This window comes from Filimonas effusa (assembly GCF_004118675.1).
Lineage (GTDB): Bacteria > Bacteroidota > Bacteroidia > Chitinophagales > Chitinophagaceae > Filimonas > Filimonas effusa.
The window spans coordinates 2,620,991-2,645,042 of sequence record NZ_SDHZ01000001.1; the positions used below are offsets into that span (position 1 = coordinate 2,620,991).

At 44.5% G+C, this 24,052-nt stretch carries 21 protein-coding genes; 17 read left to right on the plus strand and 4 right to left on the minus strand.

Annotated features, from left to right (window positions below):
• Positions 1 to 4 precede the first annotated feature (4 nt).
• The 6 genes from ESB13_RS09790 to ESB13_RS23775 are packed head-to-tail and all read left to right on the plus strand — an operon-like array spanning position 5 to position 5,648.
• Complete coding sequence (locus tag ESB13_RS09790) at positions 5 to 643, plus strand: ABC transporter ATP-binding protein (protein ID WP_407920865.1); 639 nt, start codon at positions 5 to 7, stop codon at positions 641 to 643.
• A gap of 18 nt (positions 644 to 661) precedes the next feature.
• Positions 662 to 1,612 carry an HlyD family secretion protein gene (locus ESB13_RS09795; protein WP_129002803.1) on the plus strand — a complete coding sequence of 317 codons (951 nt, stop codon included), beginning with the start codon at positions 662 to 664 and terminating at the stop codon, positions 1,610 to 1,612.
• On the plus strand, positions 1,613 to 2,749 hold the full coding sequence (locus ESB13_RS09800; protein WP_129002804.1) for an ABC transporter permease: 1,137 nt from the start codon (positions 1,613 to 1,615) through the stop codon (positions 2,747 to 2,749).
• Between the two features lie 12 nt (positions 2,750 to 2,761).
• Positions 2,762 to 4,093: a TolC family protein gene (locus ESB13_RS09805; protein ID WP_164974159.1), complete on the plus strand. Its 1,332-nt coding sequence runs from the start codon at positions 2,762 to 2,764 to the stop codon at positions 4,091 to 4,093.
• A gap of 13 nt (positions 4,094 to 4,106) precedes the next feature.
• Positions 4,107 to 5,489 (plus strand): DHA2 family efflux MFS transporter permease subunit, encoded by a 1,383-nt coding sequence (locus ESB13_RS09810; RefSeq protein WP_129002806.1) that lies wholly within the window; start codon positions 4,107 to 4,109, stop codon positions 5,487 to 5,489.
• 15 nt (positions 5,490 to 5,504) lie between these two features.
• Positions 5,505 to 5,648 carry a hypothetical protein gene (locus ESB13_RS23775; RefSeq protein WP_164974160.1) on the plus strand — a complete coding sequence of 48 codons (144 nt, stop codon included), beginning with the start codon at positions 5,505 to 5,507 and terminating at the stop codon, positions 5,646 to 5,648.
• A gap of 173 nt (positions 5,649 to 5,821) precedes the next feature.
• Here ESB13_RS23775 and ESB13_RS09815 read toward each other — a convergent pair whose 3' ends face one another.
• Together ESB13_RS09815 and ESB13_RS09820 are read right to left on the minus strand one after the other, a co-directional pair.
• Positions 5,822 to 6,628 carry a hypothetical protein gene (locus tag ESB13_RS09815; protein WP_129002807.1) on the minus strand — a complete coding sequence of 269 codons (807 nt, stop codon included), beginning with the start codon at positions 6,626 to 6,628 and terminating at the stop codon, positions 5,822 to 5,824.
• A 44-nt stretch (positions 6,629 to 6,672) separates the two neighbouring features.
• A complete protein-coding gene (locus tag ESB13_RS09820; RefSeq protein WP_129002808.1) occupies positions 6,673 to 7,449 on the minus strand; it encodes a hypothetical protein in 777 nt (258 codons plus the stop codon).
• A gap of 376 nt (positions 7,450 to 7,825) precedes the next feature.
• Here ESB13_RS09820 and ESB13_RS09825 point away from each other — a divergent pair, with 376 nt between their 5' ends.
• The 5 genes from ESB13_RS09825 (at position 7,826) to ESB13_RS09845 (ending at position 11,039) form a co-directional block, all read left to right on the plus strand.
• On the plus strand, positions 7,826 to 8,416 hold the full coding sequence (locus ESB13_RS09825; protein ID WP_129002809.1) for a hypothetical protein: 591 nt from the start codon (positions 7,826 to 7,828) through the stop codon (positions 8,414 to 8,416).
• A gap of 199 nt (positions 8,417 to 8,615) precedes the next feature.
• Entirely contained in the window at positions 8,616 to 9,026 is a 411-nt protein-coding gene (locus tag ESB13_RS09830; RefSeq protein ID WP_129002810.1) for a ribosomal maturation YjgA family protein, read from the plus strand.
• A gap of 9 nt (positions 9,027 to 9,035) precedes the next feature.
• The gene (locus tag ESB13_RS09835) at positions 9,036 to 9,797 is read left to right on the plus strand and encodes an oxygenase MpaB family protein (protein ID WP_129002811.1); all 762 of its coding nucleotides are present in this window, start codon (positions 9,036 to 9,038) and stop codon (positions 9,795 to 9,797) included.
• 173 nt (positions 9,798 to 9,970) lie between these two features.
• The gene (locus tag ESB13_RS09840) at positions 9,971 to 10,243 is read left to right on the plus strand and encodes a hypothetical protein (RefSeq protein WP_129002812.1); all 273 of its coding nucleotides are present in this window, start codon (positions 9,971 to 9,973) and stop codon (positions 10,241 to 10,243) included.
• A gap of 79 nt (positions 10,244 to 10,322) precedes the next feature.
• Positions 10,323 to 11,039 carry a DUF2071 domain-containing protein gene (locus ESB13_RS09845; RefSeq protein ID WP_246022485.1) on the plus strand — a complete coding sequence of 239 codons (717 nt, stop codon included), beginning with the start codon at positions 10,323 to 10,325 and terminating at the stop codon, positions 11,037 to 11,039.
• A 68-nt stretch (positions 11,040 to 11,107) separates the two neighbouring features.
• On the opposite strand, the gene ESB13_RS09850 is transcribed toward ESB13_RS09845, so the two are convergent.
• Together ESB13_RS09850 and ESB13_RS09855 are read right to left on the minus strand one after the other, a co-directional pair.
• Complete coding sequence (locus tag ESB13_RS09850; RefSeq protein ID WP_129002813.1) at positions 11,108 to 12,157, minus strand: acyltransferase family protein; 1,050 nt, start codon at positions 12,155 to 12,157, stop codon at positions 11,108 to 11,110.
• A gap of 132 nt (positions 12,158 to 12,289) precedes the next feature.
• Positions 12,290 to 13,162, minus strand: a complete 873-nt coding sequence (locus tag ESB13_RS09855; protein WP_129002814.1) for a histidine kinase — start codon at positions 13,160 to 13,162, stop codon at positions 12,290 to 12,292.
• Positions 13,163 to 13,393: 231 nt separating this feature from the next.
• Here ESB13_RS09855 and ESB13_RS09860 point away from each other — a divergent pair, with 231 nt between their 5' ends.
• The 6 genes from ESB13_RS09860 (at position 13,394) to ESB13_RS09885 (ending at position 24,032) form a co-directional block, all read left to right on the plus strand.
• Positions 13,394 to 13,984 (plus strand): RNA polymerase sigma factor, encoded by a 591-nt coding sequence (locus tag ESB13_RS09860; protein WP_129002815.1) that lies wholly within the window; start codon positions 13,394 to 13,396, stop codon positions 13,982 to 13,984.
• 49 nt (positions 13,985 to 14,033) lie between these two features.
• Positions 14,034 to 15,278 (plus strand): FecR family protein, encoded by a 1,245-nt coding sequence (locus tag ESB13_RS09865; RefSeq protein WP_129002816.1) that lies wholly within the window; start codon positions 14,034 to 14,036, stop codon positions 15,276 to 15,278.
• Positions 15,279 to 15,406: 128 nt separating this feature from the next.
• Positions 15,407 to 19,072 carry a SusC/RagA family TonB-linked outer membrane protein gene (locus ESB13_RS09870; protein WP_129002817.1) on the plus strand — a complete coding sequence of 1,222 codons (3,666 nt, stop codon included), beginning with the start codon at positions 15,407 to 15,409 and terminating at the stop codon, positions 19,070 to 19,072.
• 11 nt (positions 19,073 to 19,083) lie between these two features.
• Positions 19,084 to 20,589, plus strand: a complete 1,506-nt coding sequence (locus ESB13_RS09875) for a RagB/SusD family nutrient uptake outer membrane protein (RefSeq protein WP_129002818.1) — start codon at positions 19,084 to 19,086, stop codon at positions 20,587 to 20,589.
• 25 nt (positions 20,590 to 20,614) lie between these two features.
• Entirely contained in the window at positions 20,615 to 21,556 is a 942-nt protein-coding gene (locus ESB13_RS09880; RefSeq protein WP_129002819.1) for a hypothetical protein, read from the plus strand.
• Positions 21,557 to 21,578: 22 nt separating this feature from the next.
• The gene (locus ESB13_RS09885) at positions 21,579 to 24,032 is read left to right on the plus strand and encodes a zinc-dependent metalloprotease (protein WP_129002820.1); all 2,454 of its coding nucleotides are present in this window, start codon (positions 21,579 to 21,581) and stop codon (positions 24,030 to 24,032) included.
• Positions 24,033 to 24,052 lie beyond the last annotated feature (20 nt).

A 24,052-nucleotide genomic window follows, 5' to 3' on the forward strand; every position in this document is an offset into this window, starting at 1 on the left:
AAAAATGACCATCCTGGACAACTGCACTCTCCAGGTTAACCAGGGAGAACTGTTATTGATTATCGGCCCGTCCGGTTCAGGAAAAACAACATTGCTTTCTTTATTGGGTTGCCTCATCAACCCCACAAAAGGCATTTTAGAAATAGACGGCAAAACAACCAACACCTTATCTGCTGTAGAAATGGCGGCCATCCGCTTGAAGACTATTGGATTTGTTTTTCAACAATTCAATTTATTGGCGCCACTTACGGCAGAAGGCAATATTGCCTTCCCCTTAAAAATGCTGGGCTTACAATCATCCGAAATAAAGAAGCGGACAACGGAAGCCCTTTCAAAAGTCAATATGCAGGACCATCGAAAAAAGCTACCAAGGCAGTTGTCGGGTGGCCAACAACAGCGTATCGCCATTGCCAGAGCTTTGGTGACTGATCCTAAAATTATTCTTTGCGACGAGCCGACCGCGTCGTTGGACAAAGACAGCATTTACATTGTAATGGAAGAGCTGAAGCAACTTGCAAAAAGCGGTAAAGCAGTAGCGGTAGTAACACACGACCCGCGACTGGCTTCTTATGCCGACCGGGCAATTGAAATCAATAACGGTAAAATTTCGGTGGTACAGGCTGCCAGTACAATGGGGCATTAGTATATAAAAATATCCAGCATGAAAACTAAAATAACGATATCCCTTTCTGTGATAGTGATGATGGCATTGATTTCCTGTTCAGGGGAAAACAAAAAAGATGACACTGTAAGTAAAAATAATACTACTTCTAAAAAAGCGGTCATCGATATGGTGGTTGGTATCGCCAGGATTGAGCCCGAAAAAGGCTTATTGAATATTTACGCCAACGCCAGTGGGCGCATTTCTAAAATTATCGCTTCTGAAAACCAGTCCGTAAGTAAAGGAAGCGACCTGGCTTTGCTGGATAACCAGACGGATAACGCTCTACTTTCCATTGAACAAAGCAAAGCCCCGGCGCAAGAGGCGGCAATTCTGTCTGCGCAGCAAAATGCGAAAGCACTGCTTAGCGACCTTGAAAAGGCACAAAGAGATGTAGCGTTAAATGAACAGTTATTCAACAGTAAAGCGATCACTGAACAGGCTCTTAACGACAGTAAATCTAAAGTAATCCGGCTTCAATACGATTATCAGAAACTGATGGCGGACATCGTACAGCAGCAGCGTAAAGTGCAGGAAATTGATGCCAGTATAAAATACAGGAAAGCCATTTTATCAGACAGGCAAATCAGATCTGCTTTTCCCGGAACGGTACTGCAATGGGATGTACACGAAGGCGATTATGTAACACCGGGTCAAAAGCTAGGGCAGTTTGCGCCCGATGGTCCGCTGATAGCGGTAACAGAAGTCGATGAACTTTTTTCAGATAAAGTAGCAAAAGGAATGAAGGCCGAAATATTCTCCCAAATGAACGGGCAAAAACTGGGAACCGGAACGGTGATTTACATCGCCGGGTTTCTGAAGAAAAAATCACTCTTTTCCGATGAAAATACGGTAGAAGACAGACGTGTGCGGGAAGTGAAAGTACTGCTCGATATCGACGCCAGGGTTACCATCAATAATAAAATGGATTGCAAAATCTACCTCAAGTAAATGACTATGTGGAATACAGCATTGCGTTTTATGACGTACGATAAAGCCAAGCTCATCGGAATTTTATGTGGTATTGTTATTTCTATTTTCCTGATTGGCGCACAACTGGGTATACTGAATAATATCCTTGATATGAGCCTGGGTATCGTAAAGGGTAACAAAGAATATATTTATGCCGTTGATAAAAAAAGTACCTCCTCGACCTCGCTCCTGAATGTAGACAAGCGGGTGGGCAATGAACTGCAATCGATTCCCGGCGTAGACAAAGTTTACCCGGTGATTGTAGCGGGAGGCACTACCAAATCCAAATCCGGCGGTTCGGCAATGGCACAGATCATTGGCGTTCAGTATCCTGAGATGGCAGGCGCTCCCGCCTTTTATACACCTGAAACAGTTTTAAGCAATCTGCAAAATGAGGGAGCCGTAATTATCGATGCGGGTGATGTGGAAAATATGGAAGGCATTAAAACAGGCGAACATTTCTCGATCAACGACAAGCGGGTTTTCGTGAGCGGAATGTCTGTGAATAATGCAGGATTAGGACAATACAATATCATCACCACTGTTGAACGGGCAAGGCTACTTAGCGGTTTTAGCAACAATAGTGTGAGCGCCTTTCTAATTAAAAGCACCTTTACAGACAGTACCAGGATCAGAGCAGTCGTGAACGAAATCAACAAAGCTATACCCTCGGTAAAAGCTTACACGGGCCAGGAGTTTTCAGATGTTTCTATTGAATATGTAAAAACTGCAAGCGGCATTGTAGCTAATTTCTACCTGATGATTGGCTTCTCACTGCTTACCGGAATTATCATTGTCGGTTTAACAATGTTCTCTTCTGTAAACGACCATATCCGCGACTATGGCACCATCAAAGCGATTGGCGGAAGTAACTTCCTTATTGCAAAGCTCATCATCAGGCAGGCCATGATTTATGCTGCGATGGGATTTTTAACCTCTTTGGGTTTGCTTTACGGATTGCAGGCCGCAATGGCAGCAGTGAACCAGGTTATTGTTTATTCGCCATCGTTGCTGGTTGGGCTGTTTCTCGTAACGCTTGCCATCAGCCTGATCGGGAATATTTTTTCGATGCGAAAGATATTCAAACTGGAGCCGGTACAGATTTTCAGAATGTAAATGATTCATCCGATGAAACAAAGAATTTTTATACTAATCGGAATGCTGCTGGCAATAGCCTCACATTCACAAACCTTGCCGCCAAAGCAATTGTCGCTGGCACAGGCAATGCAGACAGCCATTGAAAAGCGCTACGATATCCAGGCAAATAAACTGGACGTAGACATTGCTGTCAATAAAATTGGCAAAGCCAAAAACGAATGGCTGCCTACCATTAAAGCAGATGGAGAAGTACGCTACAATGCCCAATTGCAAACGATGATACTGGACGGTTTTAATAATAATGGCGGTAAAGAAAGGATTGAAGTAGGTACCACCAATTTTACTACACTCAGTATGGACCTTTCGCAAAATATCTACAAACCGGGGTTAAAAGCGGATATCCATATCGCCGAAGTTGAAAAAAAAGCGGAGCAGGAAAAGGCCACCGAAAAGGAAAACACCATAAGGATGCAAGTTGCAGAAGCTTATCTGAATGTGCTACTGAAACAGCAACAACTGTTATTGATTAAAGAAAATACGCAGCGTTACAAGGAATATCTTGATGTCGCTTCAGAAAGAAAACGCCTGGGAACCATCCTGGAAACTGATCTGTTAAAAGCGCAAACCGACCTTGAAAACGCGAAGCTGACGGAAAAAGAAAGCGCCCAGAATTATGAGTTATCGATGAATGCACTGAGGCACCAGATGAATATGAAAGATGATATCCCATTGGCATTGACAGACTCGCTAGCAATTTTAATAAGTACGCATCAACAAGCCGAATACCCAACTAGTATGCAGGAACGGCCAGAATTAAAACAACTTGTATTCTTAAAAGAAGCGAACGACCTTAAAATAAAAAAAGAAAGTTATAAATGGACACCCACCCTATCGTTAACCGGCAATTATACTACGCTTTACCAGGCGGCAGATTTTAAATATACAGCCTCACTGTGGACACCTTATAATTACATTGGAGTAAAAGCCAGTTTGCCTATTACCGAATTATTAAGAACAAACACTAATAAAAAAGAGTTTCAGCTCAAAGCCTCGCAGCTTGACATGCAGTATAAGCAGAAACAGCAGGATTTGAACTACGAGGTATCCAGAAACCAAACCGAGTTATGGAATGCTGCCGATAATATTCAGTTAGCAGAAAAGAGTTTAGCATTGTCACGCACCTTGCACCAAAACCAGTTAAACAACTACAAGCATGGAACGGTTACGTACAGCTCCATTCTCGATGCAGCAGCCACTATCAATACGGCTGAGCAGAACTATATAAAAGCTGTTTACAATTATCTCCTGGCTTATTATAATTTCAAAAAGCTAAGTGGATTTGAGGTTTCAAATCACCATTAACAAACAAGAATACATGAAAGAAAATATTCGACTATGGAGCATTTTAGCCGTGGTAATGGTTGCCGATATGCTTGATATGCTGGACGCTACTATTACCAATATCGCTGCTCCTATGATAGCCAAAACACTTGGTGGCGGCCAGGAACTGATGCAATGGCTGGGCGCAGGTTATGCATTGACAATGGGCGTATTGTTGGTGGTAGGCGGCAGGTTGGGTGATAAATATGGCCAGCGAAAATTATTCCTAATTGGCATGGCGGGTTTTACGCTGGCTTCACTTGCTTGCGGGATAGCGGTATCGCCCGAAATGATCATCATTGCCAGATTGGTTCAGGGCGCTCTTGGTGCCTTACTTATTCCCCAGGGAATGGCTATTATGGCCGCGCATTTTCCAAGGGAGATGATGACCAAAGCGTTTTCTGTTTTTGGTCCCGTTTTGAGCATCGCAACTATTTGCGGGCCTATTCTCGCCGGGTTGCTTATTCGTGCCGATATCTTTCACAGTGGCTGGCGCTCTATCTTTCTCATCAATATTGTGATTGGCACATTGGGCTTTATAGCGGCGTATAAAATTCTTCCGAAGGACACCGGCAATAAAACGGTCACTATTGACGGTACTGGTTCGGTTTTATTAGGCGGAATGATGCTTTCTTTACTTTATGGCATCATCGAAGGCTCTGCTAACAACTGGCAAACAAGGTCTATCTTAATTATCATATCAGGCATAGTGCTGTTGCTACTTTTTATCTGGAGACAGATGAAAGCAAGCAACCCCATCATCCAACCAACGCTGTTCAAGAACAGGGGATTTTCTGCCGGACTATTTCTCGGATTTTTCTTCTTTGGCATAGTAGCTGGTCTTGCATACCTCATTTCGCTTTTCCTGCAATTGGGCTTAGGTGCTACGCCATTTGATGCATCAATGGAAATGGTTCCGCTATCAATTGGCATCATCGCTTCCTCTCTCATAACACCACCACTCATCAAAAAAACAGGACGAAATATTATTGGCATTGGCCTAACCATTATTCTAACCGGGCTCGGTATTATGTTTTATCAATTGACCCTTGCTGTCAACAATCCGTGGGCATTTGCTCCCGCGATCTTTTTAATGGGCAGCGGAATGGGGTTCTGCTTCGGGACACTGTTCGATTTTACCATTGGCGATATCGACCCCGAAGAAGCAGGCAGCGCCAGCGGTTCACTGAGTGCAGTACAGCAGCTTTCCAGCAGTATTGGCGCCGCTGTCATTACCTCTGTTTTCTTTATTGTACAACGGTCGGCTGCAATTAATGCTGCGATGGGTTACAGTTTCATGGCCATTGCGGCTGCTATTATTTTATGCATTGCATTGGTGCGTTTGCTACCAGTTAAGGCAGGGAATGCATCGCATTAAAGCAATTTTTCTTTTTTGAACAGGAATGAAAGCAAGTCAGTACGGAAGAAAAAGTTACAATCGATGGTATCTCGCTTCGACGGTCTTTTCTTCTATTTTGAAGACATAGAAGGCAATATCCTGGAAACAGCCTATAACGTCTTTATCCCTCTGGACTAAAAGAATAATGCTGTAAGGAATAAAGCCATTGACAATTTTTAGGCGATAGCTACTAAATATTCTTCAATATTGTATAATTAGGAGCTTTGCTTAAGTTTCATCTTATCTCCTTCCCAAAATCAATTCCATGAAAAATCTAGCAACATGCAAACTCATTACAAGAACGATTTATGCTATTCCAATTGCTTAGCATACCCACAGTTACTGACTAATTTCGAAAAATAATCTATTATTATTTTTTGAGCGTTAGGCGGAATTTTCTTTATAAATGGATTTTTTGAAGCAAATTCGGTATCCACCATTACGGAAAATGAAAACAAGTCCACAAAAACCTCTACAAGATCACCTTTCCATGTAGGATTGATTACTTTATTCAATTCAATAAAAGATCCGGGAACCTTATTAGGATCACCCGTAATATTATACGTAAACAAATGACCTATTTCGTGGAGAAATATATATTCAGGGCTGGACTTCTCTTTAGGCTTATAAGAAGCAATGCTATTCAGATGAGGATAGTACGCTCCATTTAAATCAGCGCGTTGATAAGGTATATAATAAATTCGTAGCTGCCTGTACTCACGATTTAATAGAAAACTGGAAGGCATCCCGAAGTTTTCAAGAGTGCGTATTAACTTCGTGGTAGTTGTTTTCTTTAATAGGGCTGAGTTTGAGGGCTCAAAAGCTTTAACATAATCTAATGCAGTAGCGAGAAGTTTCTCCTGCTTCTTAAAATTTGGCTCTGTTACATAGTGATATAGAAAATGTCCTACGAAACAGCCTAATGCATATTTTGGGCCTACCATACAATAGTGGCTTAAATGGGAGCACTTTTCCCTTTCAAGAAGATGGTCAAGTATTGACTCAGCAAACAATTCATTTGTTTGCTTTCGTTCTATTCGCTTAATCAAATAGTGAATAATTTCAACCTTAGATTCTACAGATGGATCTGATAGTTTATTTATTATATTATTAGCCATATTCACAATATTGTTTCTTCCCATATTACATATATGAGTGATGGTTATTCCCAAAGTCCCTGAGGCCTTCTCCAAATTAATCCCTCAAAGGATTTATTACTTTCAATTTTAGCAATCAAGTCTGTTTTTGATTTTGTTGGCAATTTTTCCTTTTTTATCAATGCATATATTTTTCTTTTGGAAACATCGTTAATTTGTACTTTTCCTATTGATAAATCTTTTTTCACTTCTGAAATTGTCATAGAGAAGGAGCTTTTCCGTGATTGCAGTGTAATCTGGGTGATCAATCCTATACGAATTGAACTATGAGAACATTGTTTTATGGCAATCAACTGCCCTTCCTCTGGAAGTAGATCTTGCACGGCCTCATCTTCGCGCTTTATTCTTTCTTCACATTCTCTTTCCTGACGTATTTGTTGTCGACGAATTGTTTTTTCACTTATAAATGGCCTATCAACAACTTGAATATTATCATTCTTTATAAACCAAGCGAGAAAATTCCAGATGTAATTATAATGCACCTCTTCCTCCCTATTGTACAATCTAAAATCATCATCATCACGATAACTACCTGATCCCAGATAAAATGAAAAGTATTCTTTTTCATATCGAAAATGATCAGAAAATGATTTATTGAGATCATATTCTTTATCCGAGCCTTCTTTTAGCTTTATATTTATATAAACCCGACAATACCGCTTGCCAAAAACATCTTTAATTTCGTTTTTTACTTCCACCTCAGAAATATCTTCCTTAAACTGCCTTATTATGGTTATGTAAGTGCTAAGCTTGTAAAAATTATCGGAAAACTGTTGATACATGTTTTTTTTTACTGTAAGTTAGTTCAAATTTGAATGAACCAGAGAGCCTGTTTTATGCAGCAACTGCCTACACAATGGGACAACGGTACAGCAAAAGGAAAGATTATACAGAATCCCCACCTATTCCATCAGGTCGGCCGCAAACATCAAGATGACCTATTTCTCACCATAATCTCGTTCTTCAATCAGGACTAGATAGTGAGACTATTTCGGTAATCAGAAAGTTCATTGCCATCCTCAGGTCATTGTAAGCTGTCTCCCCCGTTAGCAAGGAAGCAATTACCTTACAGCGAATTTATTAATCAATTCGTTCGTATTTAGCCTTAAAGCAACTATTACATATTAATACCCCAACCGATTACCCATTTCTCAAAACATGCAAGCAAAATATTTTTTCCTGCTTCTACTTTTTTTATATACCACTAAAGCCCAGTCATTTCACCGGAACAATAATGAAACTGCAGAGGCTTTCGTCAAAAGAATAACAAACCGGGAGTACTTGCCCCACCCGGTTATAGAAACTGCCGAATGGGACTCGACAAGGAAAGTCATTATCTATTTTGTAGAGGACAGTGAAGAAGAATCTGTCACCGGCTACCTGCTTATTCCCGGAACAAACCGGCAATACAGACGTGTATTAATAGATACCATTCAGCCTGACGACGGTAGATCTGTCATTGAATCGGTATTATTTGCGAACGCTGACAAAGACAAACAACGTGAAATAGTCATTATGATCAAATGGCCGCAACGCCGTAGAGGCGCTCATATCGACGGCGACTTTTACGATACGCAGGTATATGATGTGCCGGATCTCAATAACCCGCCCGCAAAACTTAGTTTTTATAAAGAAATAAGCGATAAGCTAGACGGAGGGTTTGAAGGCGAAACTAAAACCGGCAGCCACAAGGCTAAATATAAAACAGTCTCTTCTGTGAGAGCAGCATTGAAGAAAATGGGGTATTAACAACTGCCACCCCAATCCACCTACTTGTCGATAAGCATAGTGATCGCAACGGCGGAATACAATTACATTTCGGGAATTTAAAAAAACATCTATGGTATTGACATAACAAAGATGCCAGCTTCGCCACCCGATATTTTTATTTCACAAACCTTGGATGTTCCAAGACTTTCGCCTTAACTTTGCAAAACAAAGCGCTTTCATGAACAAGATATTTCGTTTTAACATCCGTTACTTTCTTCTGGCCATCCTCCTGCTGGCCATAGAGATCTATATAGGCGCCTGTTTACATGACGACTTCATCAGACCCTATGTTGGCGATTATCTTGTCGTTATGCTGCTGTATTGTATGCTCATGAGCATTGTAACACTTCCTGTATTGCCTGCTGCCATCGGCGTCCTCCTGTTCTCCTACCTCATCGAGGGACTTCAGTACTGGGGCATGGCCGATAAACTGGGATTCACGGAACCGGGTATCATGCGAACCATACTGGGCAGCTATTTCACCTGGACCGACATCTGGGCCTACACTCTCGGTGTAGCTACCATCATAACACTTGAATATCTATTTCGTAAAAAACGCAGCCATGATGCAGTCACCCACTCTATATAACTCCGGTATATGAACCAGCCATTCGTTTCACACGATTCCATCGTGCGTAAGATCTGGGGTAATGAAGACACAGTGCTCCTGATCTTCGCCGGCGCAGCCGCAGAATTTGCATTAAACAAAGCGGTCGACTGGCTGTATTTCACAGGCCGCTTACCATCCGATCCCCTTGGGCGACTCTTTTCCACTGTACAATATGCCCAGCAAATCGTATTTGCGGATACCCTACAAGCGCATGCAGCCATCGATCGTATCGCAGCTATCCATAACGATGTAGAAGCTGCAAGGAATAGCCGTATCCCAGATGTCGCCTACCTGGAGGTATTGTATATGCTCATAGATTACAGCATACGCTCTTATGAACTGATAGAACGGCCACTTACAAAACAGGAGCATGCAGCTGTTTTCGATGTGTTCCACAGGGTAGGACAACGTATGCAGCTGGCATCCCTGCCTCCGGATCTTGCCAGCTGGCAACAGCACCGCCAATACCTGTTGGAAAACAACCTGCTGAAAAGTGATTTTACCAACGACCTCTATGCACAATACAAAAAACACCTGGGCCATTCCAGGTTTAAACTCCTTTTGCACGCGCAACAGATTTTAACGCCCAGCCAGGTGCGCCTCCTGCTGCCACTTCCTCGTTTTACTTTGCTTCGCCTAGCCTTACCATTTTATAAATTTGCCCGTTTCATCAAAGCAGACCAACTAATCAAACAAATCCTGCTTCCCCAAGCCTACAAAATGCAGATACGCGCATTACGCAAAAGGTAAAACAGGGCCGCACACCACTCTACAACTGGTTCAGTTTTTGCATAAAAGAGCAAAAACACACCCTATGTTCATCGAAAAATGGAAAGACACCGCTTCTGGAACGGACTATGGCAGCGGTTTACAGGTATGCATCGATAAAAAATAACTCCGCCTTAAACACCAAACAACATTTTATGAGTTCATCCGATTTTGATAAACACTCCGAGGAATTACAGGAAAAGGTAAGATTATCCCGTGAAGCATTTGAAATAGCCACACAACTTGGTATGAAACTAAGAACGCGTTTTCAGATCGCTGATTTGAACGTAGCTGCAACCATACAGCAGGAACTTGTCATTACCGGGCGTATCAAAAGCGAAACTGAGAGAGAAGAGATCATGCAATTTTTATATACGGAAATGCCTGGCTGGCATATAAATCTAAATTTAAGTTCGGTGCAGGAATAAACATGCTACCTGTTCATCGTCGCCGCCAGCCAAGCATCCTTTTTCTGTGTACTTTAGTTAACTTAGTAGCAAACCACTTATGATGCTACTACCTGTTATGCATGGGTATATTGACCGGCGTATCCTTGTTAATTTTACAACGGAGCCGGAAATTGTAAGTCACTTATTGCCATCTATTTTCCGCCCAAAACTGTATAAGGACAGGGCAATCGTTGGCATCTGTCTTATACGTTTCAAGCATCTCAAGCCAAAAGGCTTTCCGGACTTCCTGGGTATATCTTCCGAAAATGGCGCGCACCGCATAGCAGTGGAATGGGAAGAAGGCGGCATGACAAAACAAGGCGTATATATCCCGCGCCGTGATACTGCACAAAGATTTAATGCGATAGCAGGCGGCAGGCTCTTTCCCGGCAAACATTATCTTGCAAAATTCAATGTAGCAGAAGGAAGCGGCAATTATCATATTGATTTTACCAGTTCAGACAATACAAGTATATCGATAGACTGCCAGACAACAAACAACTTTCCTGTCAATTCAATTTTCGGAACACTGGAAAATGCTTCTGCCTTTTTTGAAACCGGATCGATTGGCTACTCTCCTAACGGCGAAAAACATGAAGGTCTCGAACTTCAAACGTATAAATGGCAGGTAAAATCGCTGGAAGTATCCAAGGTTCACTCCAGCTTTTATGAAAATGAAACTATCTTCCCCAAAGGCAGCATACAATTCGATAACGCTCTTTTAATGACGCATATAGAGCACGAATGGAAACAAGTGAAAGATAAAGCAGTTTAAAGCGCTACCTGAAGCATTGAAAGTATTGGAGCATTACAGGGAAGAAAAGTTATGATCTCTTTACTGAATCAGGACTTCAATACATCGCTTCCCGAACCCCGCCTTTTACTCACATATTTCTTCACGGGCTTTTCAATTAATTCATAGCTCAGTACCGCAATAGCGATAAGGAAGACTATATATACAAAAAAGCCAGTAACCTTACCCATCTTCTGAAACGAAAAGTATTTTACGAGCCTTTTCACCAGCAGAAAAACAGGCCACTGGTAAATATAAATACCGAAGCTAACATCACCCAGGTACTGTAAAAAGCGAAAAGAGAAAAAGCGCTTAAACCAACCGTTATTCTTTGCAACCAATACTATGAAAGGCACAAAAAACAATGCCATCAATCCATTATGCACTATCAAAGGAATAAACTTCAGTCCCAGCAAGGTGGCAATAAAAACTACCAGTATCCATATATCATTTTTCTTACCTCCGGGATGACGTAAGAAATAAAGGCCTGCTATGTTACCAACAAGGAATTCGTTTAAATGGATAAGGGGGAAATAATAGATCAGATCATGGCCAGCCGAAGGAAATCCATGATAATAAGAAGAAGAGACAAACCAATTAGTGAGCACCTGGATCACCAGCCAGATAAAGCATACAACGAATGCGGGCCCTCTAGCATTTTTTCTCCTGGCATAAACGCTATTAAAAAGAAAAGGAAATAATAAGTAGAAAAAGAATTCAACAGAAATAGACCATCCGGGCCCGTTTAAAGTTAATGCGTACCCCGGCACCCAGCTCTGCAATGATAGCAGGCTAAGTACGACAGCCGCCGGCCGGACATTTCCCAACAACGAAATAGCAAGCAATAACCCGATGATATAAACCGGGTATATGCGTGCAAACCGCTGCTTTATATAATACCCAAAATCAATATATTCTTTTCTTCCATAAGCGATCATCATAATAAAGCCTGAAAGAATATAGAAATAGCTTACCCCTACATTTGCTTTCTCAAAAACAAAGTCCAAGGACTTGAAATTAAAAATGGGAAGCCCGTAATGATATATAACAATTAAAATAGCTGCAACAAAGCGGGTAAAAGTGATTTGAGGAATTTTCATCGCGATTCTTAAGGATTTAGCCTACTGCCTCAAATGAACTTTGACGACAACTAATTCATGCAAAGAAAACAAACAAATTAATACAGGCAACTACAATATGCCGGTATGGAATGGAATTGCGGTCCATCCTCCTTATGTTGTATGATCTACAATATTCTTAATCACCTCGTCGAGCCTGAGAACCGATTCATCGAGGTTATCCAGTATTTCTTCCTCCACCTGAGATCCGGGGCTATGTCTTATCAAGTAAGCCAGTCCCATAATATTTACCAATGGCGCTCGTATCACATGCGATTGCAGGTAGGCTATTTCCCGCAACTTATCACCTTGTTGTTTTTTCATTGCCGTTTCCTCCTGGAGCTGCCTGTTAAGCAACCATTCTTTTTCCATTGTCTGTGCTATACTTCCCAATAAACGTCGTATGAGCACCACAACTACCAGGTTAAGAAATAAGTAGTTGGACACATAGATACCCCAGGTATAAAGTGAAAACCGGTAACCGGCAGCCAATTCAGGCCTGCAATAAAAGAATAAAGAAAAGAGCACACAGGCAATTACATTCACTACCAGCCCGGCAAACGCCATCCTTCCTGTAAATAAAAGTGCCATAAATACACTAAGACTAAAAAGATAGAGTCCTGCCAGTCCGAGCGCATTCATAAATACAATCAGGGATATGCAAAAAACGACTATTATAACGGCAACCAGTACCTTGCGCAAATACAGGTTAATGCTGCGCTGAAGCGCTATACCATATATTAATATCAATGATAGTACATCCAACAAAGCAACAGGCCAATAGCCATCCCTGACCTCAAAATACATGCTCGGTACCAGGGCAATAAAAGATACCGGAAGCACCCAAATGATAATCTGGACAAACAAATCGTTCTGCCAATAAAGAAATACGTGCTCATCACCTTCGAACCGTTCATACATCGCCTCGCGGATAAAAGAGCTGTAGCGGGCGATCGGTTTATTAAAGCGTTCTTTTAGTAGCATCATAGCTGCGGATCAGGTAAACGAATACGCAAACATATAAAATACAACAGCATCTTAATTCCCTTAAACCAACCGATCATATTAAGATATTAATATATAACCAAGATTCTCCGGCGTTGTGCATAGATACCATCGCCACATGCTCCGCCGAACGATCGCGGAGGGATGGACTCATAAATTAGCTGTCAACGCTTTTTTTACATAGTTTGCAGCTCCGTAGAATAAGTTTCCGTATTGTCTCATCACCATGCATATAACGAGAAAGAACTGCTTTCCCGCATAGCGGAAAATGACGAGCTGGCATTTGCTGCATTCATGATGCATCATACCGATAATCTTTATTCCTATATTCTCAAGATCACGAAATCTGATCACTGGGCTGAAGAGCTTGTACAGGATGTATGGTTGCAGGTATGGCAAGGCCGCAAGGACTTCAAAGCGCTAAGTCACCCGCTCGCTTATCTCTACCGCATAGCCCAGAACCGTTCTATTGACTGGATCCGGCGCAATAAACGCGAATTAAAGGCACAGTACCTTATACAACAGCAACTGGTGCCACATTCGGAAAACAGTTTCATCAGCAAAGAGAATTTTGAAACTACCCGCCGCCTGCTGGCGGCGGGTATAGAAGCCTTGCCTTTTCAGCGCCGGCGCATCTTTGAGCTCAAACAATCAGGTCTCAGTTACGATGAAATTGCGGCAACACTGAATATTTCAAAGAACACGGTGCGCAACCAGATGGTGAGTGCCCTACAGGCATTGCGTTACCTGCTGCAGCAGCACGGGGACAGCCTGATCTTATTTTTTTTCTACTTTTTTTTCTGACGCGATAGTCCTGACAGTTTTTTTCATCGCTTATTATTAGGAACATATCATGCAAACACGAAAAGAACATATAGAGGCGATTTGGAATAAGATGCTTTCCAACGAAGCAACCCCGGAAGAACTGGACCGGCTTCTGAAGGAAATAGACTCCAGCGGAGATACGCCGGAGGAATGGCATTTTATTGCAGCAGGGTTTGCAAGTGAAAACGAGGACCAGCCTGGCTTTACAGCAATGGATGCGGACCAGAAACAGCAGCTGTTGCAACAATGGCAGCGTGCTGCGGGCAGCGCTTCAACTACAGAAGCGAATAAGCCCCGTGCCATTAACTGGCGCCGTTGGATGCAAGTGGCGGCTGTCATCGCCATTTTGACCACGAGCATAGTGCTGTTGCGGCAACAGCGCAGCAAAACAGCGTCGTCAGACCAAAGCCATATAGCGTCTGTACCGGCTATCAATCCTGGTAAAAACGGCGCAATTCTTACACTGGCCAATGGCCAGGAGCTCGTGCTAGATAGCGCGGGCAACGGTGTGATAGCCACGGAGAACGGCGCCAATATCGTATTAGAAGATGGTTTCCTCGAATACAAGGCAACAGGCAATAGCAGCAGTACAACCGAATACAATACGATGTACACCCCGCGCGGCAGGCAGTTTCGTATTACCCTGCCGGATGGTACACAGGTATGGTTAAACTCAGCCAGCACTATCCGCTTCCCAACCGCATTCAGCCCCAAAGAACGCCGCGTATCTATAAACGGAGAAGCCTACTTCGAGGTAGCTCCCAATGCCCATAGCCCATTCCTCATTGACATAGCCGGCAAAGCAGGCATAGAAGTGCTTGGCACCAGCTTTAATATCAACGCTTACGACAACGGCAAAGCCCTGCAGGCCACGCTGGTGGAAGGCAGTATCAGAATAGTCGCAGGTCAGGAGCGAGCCCAAAGCAGCCAGAAAGGAATAATAATAAAACCAGGCCAGCAAGCCGTTATCGGCAATGCGTCGAGCACATCCGGTGCATCAGGCATCACCATTATAAACAATGCCGATATCGACAAAATTGTGGCCTGGAAAAACGGCTTATTCAACTTCCACGGCCTCGGCCTGGCAGAAGCTATGCAGCAACTGGAACGTTGGTACGATATAGAAGTAATATATGAGAATGGCATTCCCGAGATTCCGTTCGACGGAGAAATAAGCAGAAACGTAAGCCTCGAGAAATTGCTGAAAATGCTGGCGGATGCAGATCTCACCTTCAGAATAGAAAAAAACAGGAAATTGATTATTACGAAATAAACAGGCAAAAGAACTGATCCGGCTATAAAAAACCGGAAGCGATTGAGCCCGCTTCCGGCGAAAGATTCCGGTTCATGTAAAAGGGGTTACGCAACCACTTATTCAATCACCAAAACTGATCGCAAATTATGCAAAAAACTGCATTCAGAAGCGATGCAGGCGGAGCTGTGTATACAGCCAAAGCCGCAAAGCACGCGCTTCTCACCAAAACTCTGTTAGTCATGAAACTAACCGCTATTTTACTTACTGTTGCTTTTGTTCAGGCGTATGCTTCGGGGTCGGCTCAAACGGTTACCCTCTCCAAAAAGGAAGTATCGCTGAAAGACCTGTTCGCTATCGTTAAACAGCAAACAGGTTATGTAGCCTTCTACAGCAAGAACCTGCTTTCGGAAGGCAAACCAGTTTCCATTACGGCTACGGATATGCCGCTGGAACAGTTCCTTGCCCAGGCACTGAAAGGCCAGCCATTTTCGTTCCGGATAGAGGATAAAACCATTTCCCTATTCCGCCGGCCTGCCGCTTCATCCCAGGCCAATGCCGTCCTATACACCGATCTCATTGCAGCATTACCGGAGGAAGATATCACGCTGAAAGGGCGTATCACCGACACGGCCGGTCATGTACTCCCGGGTGTATCTGTCAATATCCGCGGCAAAGCCAAAACAGTAACAACCGATTCCAAAGGCCAGTTTACGCTTACCGCCACCCCGGGTGACATGCTCGTGATCACGTATGTTGGCCACGAAACGCTCTACTACCAGGTTAACAAAGGTGTAAATACCCTTTCACTTAAAATGCTCCCGGTAATCGACAACCTATCCGATGTGGTCATAGAGGTGAACACGGGTTACCAGATCCTTCAGAAAAGCAACTTCATAGGGTCGGCAGCAACGGTTAGCGGAAAAAGTCTTTACCTCAATGGTATCAATACATTGGAACAGGCGCTGCAAGGCAAACTTGCGGGTGTTGTCATACAAAACACCAGTGGTTTAACAGGCGTTCGCCAGAGAACGACCGTACGCGGCGTATCTACTCTCAGCGGCTCCGATGAACCGGTATGGGTGGTAGATGGCATTATCCAGCAGGATCCTCTTCCGTTTAAAGCACAGGAACTAAACACATCCGGTGGTATTACCAGAGACAACTTCGATTATATCCGCAACTTCGTCGGCAATTCTATCAACTGGCTCAACCCTAACGATATAGAGGATATCACCGTACTCAAAGATGCTGCAGCCACCGCCATTTACGGCATCAAAGCCGCAAACGGCGTTATCGTCATTACTACCAAACGCGGCAAATCCGGCCCGGTAAACATCAGCTATAACACCTCGTTCAGCATGACCGATAAAGTGGATTATGAGAAACTGAACATGATGAGTTCAAAAGAACGCGTAGCCGTTTCCCGGGAAATCTATAACCGCGGTCTTATTGCCGGCTCTGCCAATATCAATAACCAGATAGGTTATGCAGGCGCTTTGAACGAATATCTCTACCTTAAAACAATCAGTGCCGAAGAATTCAATTCCCGCGTAGCAGCCATGGAATCGGAAAACACCGATTGGTTTAATATTCTCTTCCGCAATCCATTCAGCACAAACCACACGCTGAGCATCTCCGGTGGCAGTAATAATACCTCTTATTATACCTCTATCGGTTACAACAGTTCAACTGGTACAGCTATAGGCAACAACTCAAAAGGGTACACAGCCAACGTTTCCATCATGAGCCGTGTAAATAACAAACTCACCCTTTCGTCACGTTTGTCAGGCTCTTTCAAAAATACAGAAGGATTTTATCAGTTCGACCCCAACGACTATGCAACAAACATGAACCGCGTAGTACCTGCGTTCAACGCTGATGGCAGTCCTTTCTTTTACAGGGAATCAAACGGTTACCTGTACAACGCTGTCAACGAACGCGGCAATACCGGTAACAGCAATAAAGTGCTGACCGCAAATGCAGTACTGGAAGCTAACTATGAAATCATTCCCGGTTTAAGGCTGCAAACCCTGTTCAGCTATAACGCCATTAGCACCAATGGTGAAACCTATGCAACCGAACAGTCGAAATATGTAGCATCTACTTTGCGTTATTCAGACTACGGCACGGTAAAATCGGTAGACCTCACCTATAAGAACAGCCGCCTTCCCATAGGAGGAGAACTCAATGAATTAACCTCCACCAGCAATGCATGGAACTGGCGCAACAGTATTTCCTATAGCAAAGTATTTCGCGGAAAACATGCAATAGGGTTCATGTTTGGTCAGGAGTTGCAAAGCCAACGATACAACGGCTTTAACGTTACCAACTATGGTTATCTCAGAGACAGGGGTAAGTCGTTCGCAGTTTTACCTTCCGTTGTAACCTCTGCCAATACGCCCAATGATCTGCTTACTAAAATGACGCCGAAGATCACCGATAACCTCACCAACAATATGGGGCTTTACCTTACCGGTAACTATAGCTACGACAACCGTTACGTGTTTAATATGAGCGTGCGTACCGACCGGTCGAACCGCTTTGGCCAGCTCACCAATGAAAAATTCAACCCGGTATATGCGGGTGGGGCGCGCTGGAATATCTCCAATGAAAAATGGTTCGAAAAAAACAGCTGGCTTTCTATGCTAAGCGCCAGGGCATCAGTCGGCTACCAGCGGAATATCGCAGCTGGTGCAAGTCCTGACCTGATTGTAAAGATTTCCAGTAATGCCAATGGAGGCGTTGCCGTTGATCCTTATACCGGCGACAATCTCTTAAGCATCACCAAGCTGCCTTATACTGATCTGCGGTGGGAACAAAACCTCAGCGTCAACCTTGGTCTTGACCTCAGTCTGTTCAACAACAAAGTACAGGTAAGTGCCGAATACTATACCAAACGCGGTAAGGATATGATCACTACCCTGAATATTCCGATTGAATATGGTGTTACCTCCATGCTTGTGAACGGTGGTTCTATGAATAACCAGGGATACGAGGTCACTGCCGCTTTTGTGCCGTTGCGAACCAAAAACTTCACCTGGTCGATGAGCGTCAACACCTCCAAAAATATCAATACCGTTAAAAAAGTAGGCGCCAACCAGCTTGTCACCTATCAAACAGCTATTGGAGGAAGCCTTTACAAAGAAGGCAACCCTGTAAGCGGATTCTATGCTTTCCGGTTCGATGGCATTGACCCAACCAATGGCCAGCCGAAAATAGATCTTACCTATAAAGACGGTGCCGATGTAGCAAACGATCCAACTACTTATATGACCTATGCAGGTAAAGCCAATCCCGATTTCACCTCAGGCATAGGTATGAATTTACGTTACAAAACACTCACCCTTTCTACCAGTTTCTATTTACAGTTAGGTGGCAAAAAATTCCTTGCCCCGTTGTACAAGCTTACACGTGATCTGCCAACAGAATACCAGAACCTTTCCCGTAACATTCTCGACAGATGGACACCGGGAAATCCAACTGCTACCATGCCTGGCCTGCCAGATGCAGCAGTTCCCTATGTGGCATTGCCTAATGGGAAAACTTCCCTTAGCCCTTATGAAATGTACAACTACAGTACCGACAGGATCGTAAGCGCTTCCAGCCTGCGTTGTAACAACCTAAGCCTTAGCTATATGGTTGACAATAAACTGGCCCGGCGTATTGGCTTCAAATCGATCAATATAGGAGCCGGCATTTCAAATGTATTCTCCGTCAATGCCGGCGGATTCCGTGGCATCGATCCTGAAGTTGCCACCGGCGGGCAGCCACGTACCAGGTCTTATACTTGTAACATTAACGTAAGTCTCTAAAGCAAGAAAGCATGAAACGAATCACCCTATATAGTCTGATACTTGTAAGCACACTGTTTGGCTCGTGTAAAAAATTCCTGGAAGAATACAGCCAGGATGAAATCAGGCCCGGTAACATTTCGGAACTATCTTCCCTCATGTATGCCGACGCGTACCCCGCGGCTACAGCCATCGACAACTTCGATATCCTTACCGATGATGTACAATGCAACGGTCCTTCCCGTGGCACCGGCGGCAACTTTGACCAAACCTATCTCACCGCCCTGCAAACAGGCGCGGCCATGTTTCGCTTCGATCCTACCATGTTCGACGCCAACAATATCATTCCCAACGGCGCCAATGTTTACCAGATATGTTATTCCAAGATAAAAGGATGTAATGTAGTATTGGATTACATCGACAAGATGTCCGGTACCGAACAGGAAAAAAATGCCGTCCGGGGTCAATGCCTGTTTTTACGGTCGTATTATTACCTGAAACTGGTAACAGCGTATGCGCAGCCTTATACCCGTTCTGACATCGATCCTGCCACTACTGCCGGCGTTCCGTTAGTACTGAGTTCAAAAGTAAAAGACGGTGGTATAACACGCGCCAGTATTAAAGCAGTATATGACCAGATAGAAAAAGACCTCCTGCAGGCTGCCGAATTACTAACCGCCAACTACACACCTGCAAATGCATTCCGTGTAGGTAATGTGGCTGCATGGACATTACTTTCCCGCATGTACCTGTACCGCGGTGGTGCCGATGATCTCACCAAAGCCATCGATTATGCCACCCTGGCCCTGGCACAAAATTCCAGCCTGGTTAAGTTAACAGGTTTTGTTAACGCCAATAAAACGGTCACGAACCTGGGGCTTTTCAATACATCCAATGCCGAGACTATATGGGTATTCGGCAGCAGAGAGTATTCGGAGCCATATTTCCCGGTTCCTACTAATGGGATCGTTCCTCCATATGCCGCCTCAACAAGTCTGCTGCAACTTTATTACAAAGGAGTCGATTCATTCAACTATGGTGACCTGCGTTATAAGGTTTACTTCTCTACGCATGTTAATTCCACTCCTTACCGCGCTCAAAAATTTACGCCGGCAGCCGTGTATGGCGCAAGAGGATTAAGAGTTGCCGAGCTCTATCTGAACCGAGCCGAGGCGCTTATCAAGCGTGCGGCTCTTACCGGTAACAATACCGACCGCCAGCAGGCTTTAAACGACTTAAATACACTAAGAGAAAGCCGCTACGATAGCCGTAGCGCAACGTACAGTCCCGTATCCATTACCGATCCGGCCGAACTATATAAGTTCTGCCAGGACGAACGCCGCCGCGAATTATGCCTGGAGGAAGGACATCGCTGGGTTGACCTCAAACGCTGGGGCCTGCCCGTAACCCATGTATTCACAGGAACCGATGGTCAGCCTGTCACCAGCACAATAGCAGCAAACAGTAACCTGTATGCCCTGCCGCTGCCGTACACAGCCATCAACAGCAACTCAGAACTGGCTCAGAATCCCCGTTAATTACATGCATTCTAAAAAAATTACAATGAAATTAAATATAACTACCGGCATCCTCCTTCTCTGCGCAGTTGTCTCCGGATGCAAAAAGGAAGCTGTAGATACCACGCCATCCGGCATCATAGATACCTATACCCTGCCGCAGGGCAACCATGATTTCGATACGCGCATCGTCAGCTATCACCAGCAATACGGCACCTACCTGCTGTATCAGTTCACGGACCGTGATGTGTACTGGTCTCCTACTGCCAATACAAAGCCAACCATGGCCAGCACCGGCTTCTGGTCAACCGGCGTAGAAGTAGCTCCTGCCAACGTGAATTACATATCTGCCCAGTTGGATCTCATACAATCACAATGGTTCAGCTATTATTCCGATAAATTCCTGAAAGAATTCCTGCCTTCGAAAATACTGCTCTGCAGCAAGCTTGATTCGGTATATGCAGGTTATGTCTTTGTCCCGGTTTTTGCCTATTCCAAGGTAACGAAACCTATTCCCGCTTACTATAATTACGATAACATAACCGTTGGCTTCGGAAGCGATACCATCACAAAGCTGACAGCTACCGACAAGCGGAATTTCATGGCAAGAACCAATAGTCAATTCATAAAAAGTATAGCAAGCCGCACCTTATCAGTTCCCCCGGTTACCTTCTCCAGTTCCGTGAACTACGGGGTTACCTATACTTCGCAGGGAGCAGCTTATGCACAGGGAATTCTCCAGGTGTATTACAATGGGCTTACTGCCCAGGGCGACTGGAATGCTTATATGGCAGCAATGGTAAATTATTCCGAAAAAGAATTAAATACCTCCGTTGCCGATACCGATGCAACCGCAGCCGGCATACTGAATGCTACAAAAGATAAAAATGGTAAAATAAGACAGCGGTACAATATGGTTCGCAACTATTTCATCAACGAATACCAGGTGGATCTTCAGAAAATTGGCAACGCCGCCAAGGGTCAATAAGTATATCTAAAGAAAACAGGAAATGAAACTGAGAAAGCAATGGCTCATAAAGGCAGCCCTGTTTGCTATGCCCGCAATTGCAGGCGCACAGCAAGAGAAAAAGGGGATTCCTGATATGCGCGATATCATCAAAGCAAATCACAACAGCTACTACGGTATGTTCAACCTGTATGTGCAGGAAGGCCGATACCTGGCAGAAATACCCGATCGCCTGCTGGGTCGCGATATACTCACCAGCATCACTATCATTAAAGGCTCTGCCCAGCGTCAGCGTAATCCTGCACAAAGGTTCGGCTTCGCAGGGGATGCCATGAACGACAGGGTTATCCGCTTCAGGAAAGCCGGGGGCGACCGGATCGAAATTACCACCCCGGTATTTTCACAGGCTACAGACTCCACCAATCTCTATTACCATGTATGGAAATCGGGACTGCTGCCGGCTTATCTCTCTTTCGATATAAAAGCACACACCGATAGCAGTTCACTGATAGACCTTACCGATCTGCTGGATGACGACAATGATCTCATTTCTTTAAACGGCGCCAAAGACGATTTGAAACTAGGCTCCTTTGAACCAGAGAAATCAAAGATCATAGGTGTAAACGCTTTTGAGAACAACCTTGTTTTCCGCACACAGAAAAGCTATGGGGCTGCTTCCAATACGGGAGCAGCCTCTCCCGGAGAGGAAGCATCAAGCGCTCCGCAGAAAAAGCAACCGCCACACTCCACCAGATGGGAAATAGGCGCATCCTGGTACCTGCTGCCTGAAACACCGATGACGCCACGGCTGGCAGATAAAAGAGTCGGGTATTTTACCACTGTTCAAAAGAACTACGATAAAAACCCCAATGAGGTAGCTATGGTAGCCGTCGCCAACAGATGGCGCATTGAACCACGTAAAGAAGATATCCCCAAATACCTGCGGGGCGAACTCGTAGAACCGCAAAAGCCGATTGTGTTCTATGTAGACAGGAATATGCCGTCTTATCTTATCCCGTACGTCATCAAAGGCGTAAATGCCTGGCAGTCCAGCTTCGAGAAGATAGGATTCAAAAACGCAATCCTGGCCCGCCTCGCCCCTACGCCAGCGGAAGATTCTCTTTACAGCATGGAAGATGCACGTTATTCCTATATCTCGTACAAACCTTCCGAGATGGCCAATGCCTATGGTCCACAGCTTGTAGATCCGCGCTCCGGCGAAATCTTAAGCTCTCACATCGCTGTTTTCCATAACATCCTGGAGTTATTGCAACGCTGGTATTTTTCCATGTGTTCCGCTACCGATACCGCGGCACGGAACCTGCCTATGAACAAAGCGCTCGCAGGTAAAATGCTCCAGAACGTTATCACGCACGAAGTAGGCCATACCATAGGCCTGCGTCACGACTTTGCGGGCAGCAACTCCTACGACATCGACAGTATCCGCAACCCGGCTTATGTTCGTCAACATGGCTTCGGGCCTTCGGTGATGGACTATATGCGTTTCAACTATGTAGCTCAGCCGGGCGACGGCATGACACAGGACGATTTATTTCCAAGGATCGGCGTTTACGACGACTACGCCATCGCGTGGGGTTATCGCTATAATACCACCCCAACCAATCCCTACCAGGAAAGCAAAGAACTCGAACAATGGGTATCAGAACAGCGTAAGGACCATCGCTGCTTTTACCTCGACGAAAGCACCATTGGCGATCCCCGCGTACAATCTGAAGATGTAGGCAACAACAGCATGAAAGCAAGCCGGCTGGGCATAGCCAACCTTAAACGTACCATGCAGCATCTCGAGGAATGGGCCGATAATACTACCGAAGACGACTACGCCACGCTCAGGTCTATGTACCGTGCCGTAGAAGGCCGCTATTATACTTACCTGGGGCATGTACTTAAGAACATTGGTGGCGACTCAATCGATGTGGCATTACGTGCCGAACAAAAAGATAATTTCATCCCCGTAAGTAAAGCGCTACAGCAGGAAGCGGTGAATTATATCTGTGAGTTCATGCTGAAAGAACCCACATGGATGTATCCCGCAGATATCCTCACCAAAACACGATTCAATTTCGCCAGAGACGTGGCAGGGCCTTACGACGACCTGATGGGCCGGCTGTTATCCCGGTACTACTTCATCAACCGGAACAACGCTGTAGCGGGCAGCGCAGACTATCAGCCCAAACAATTCCTGCAACAACTCTACACAACCATTTTCGGCAATATCCGCAATGGACAGCCCATTTCGCAATACGATCGTTTTATCCAATCATCCTTCACAAACAAACTGCTTACCCATGCTGGTAGCCGTGCCGTGCCGGATCCTATAAACAGGGAACTCATTAAAATGCTCGAAAACGCATCTGCCGCAGCACGCGCAGGCGCCGCCATCAACAAAGACCATTTATCGGCAGCGCATTTAAGAGGCCTCGCCGATCTTATTGAAATGTGGAAAACAGGAACCAGGAAAGCCTATCAGAAATAATTCGTAACTGTAAAGTAGTA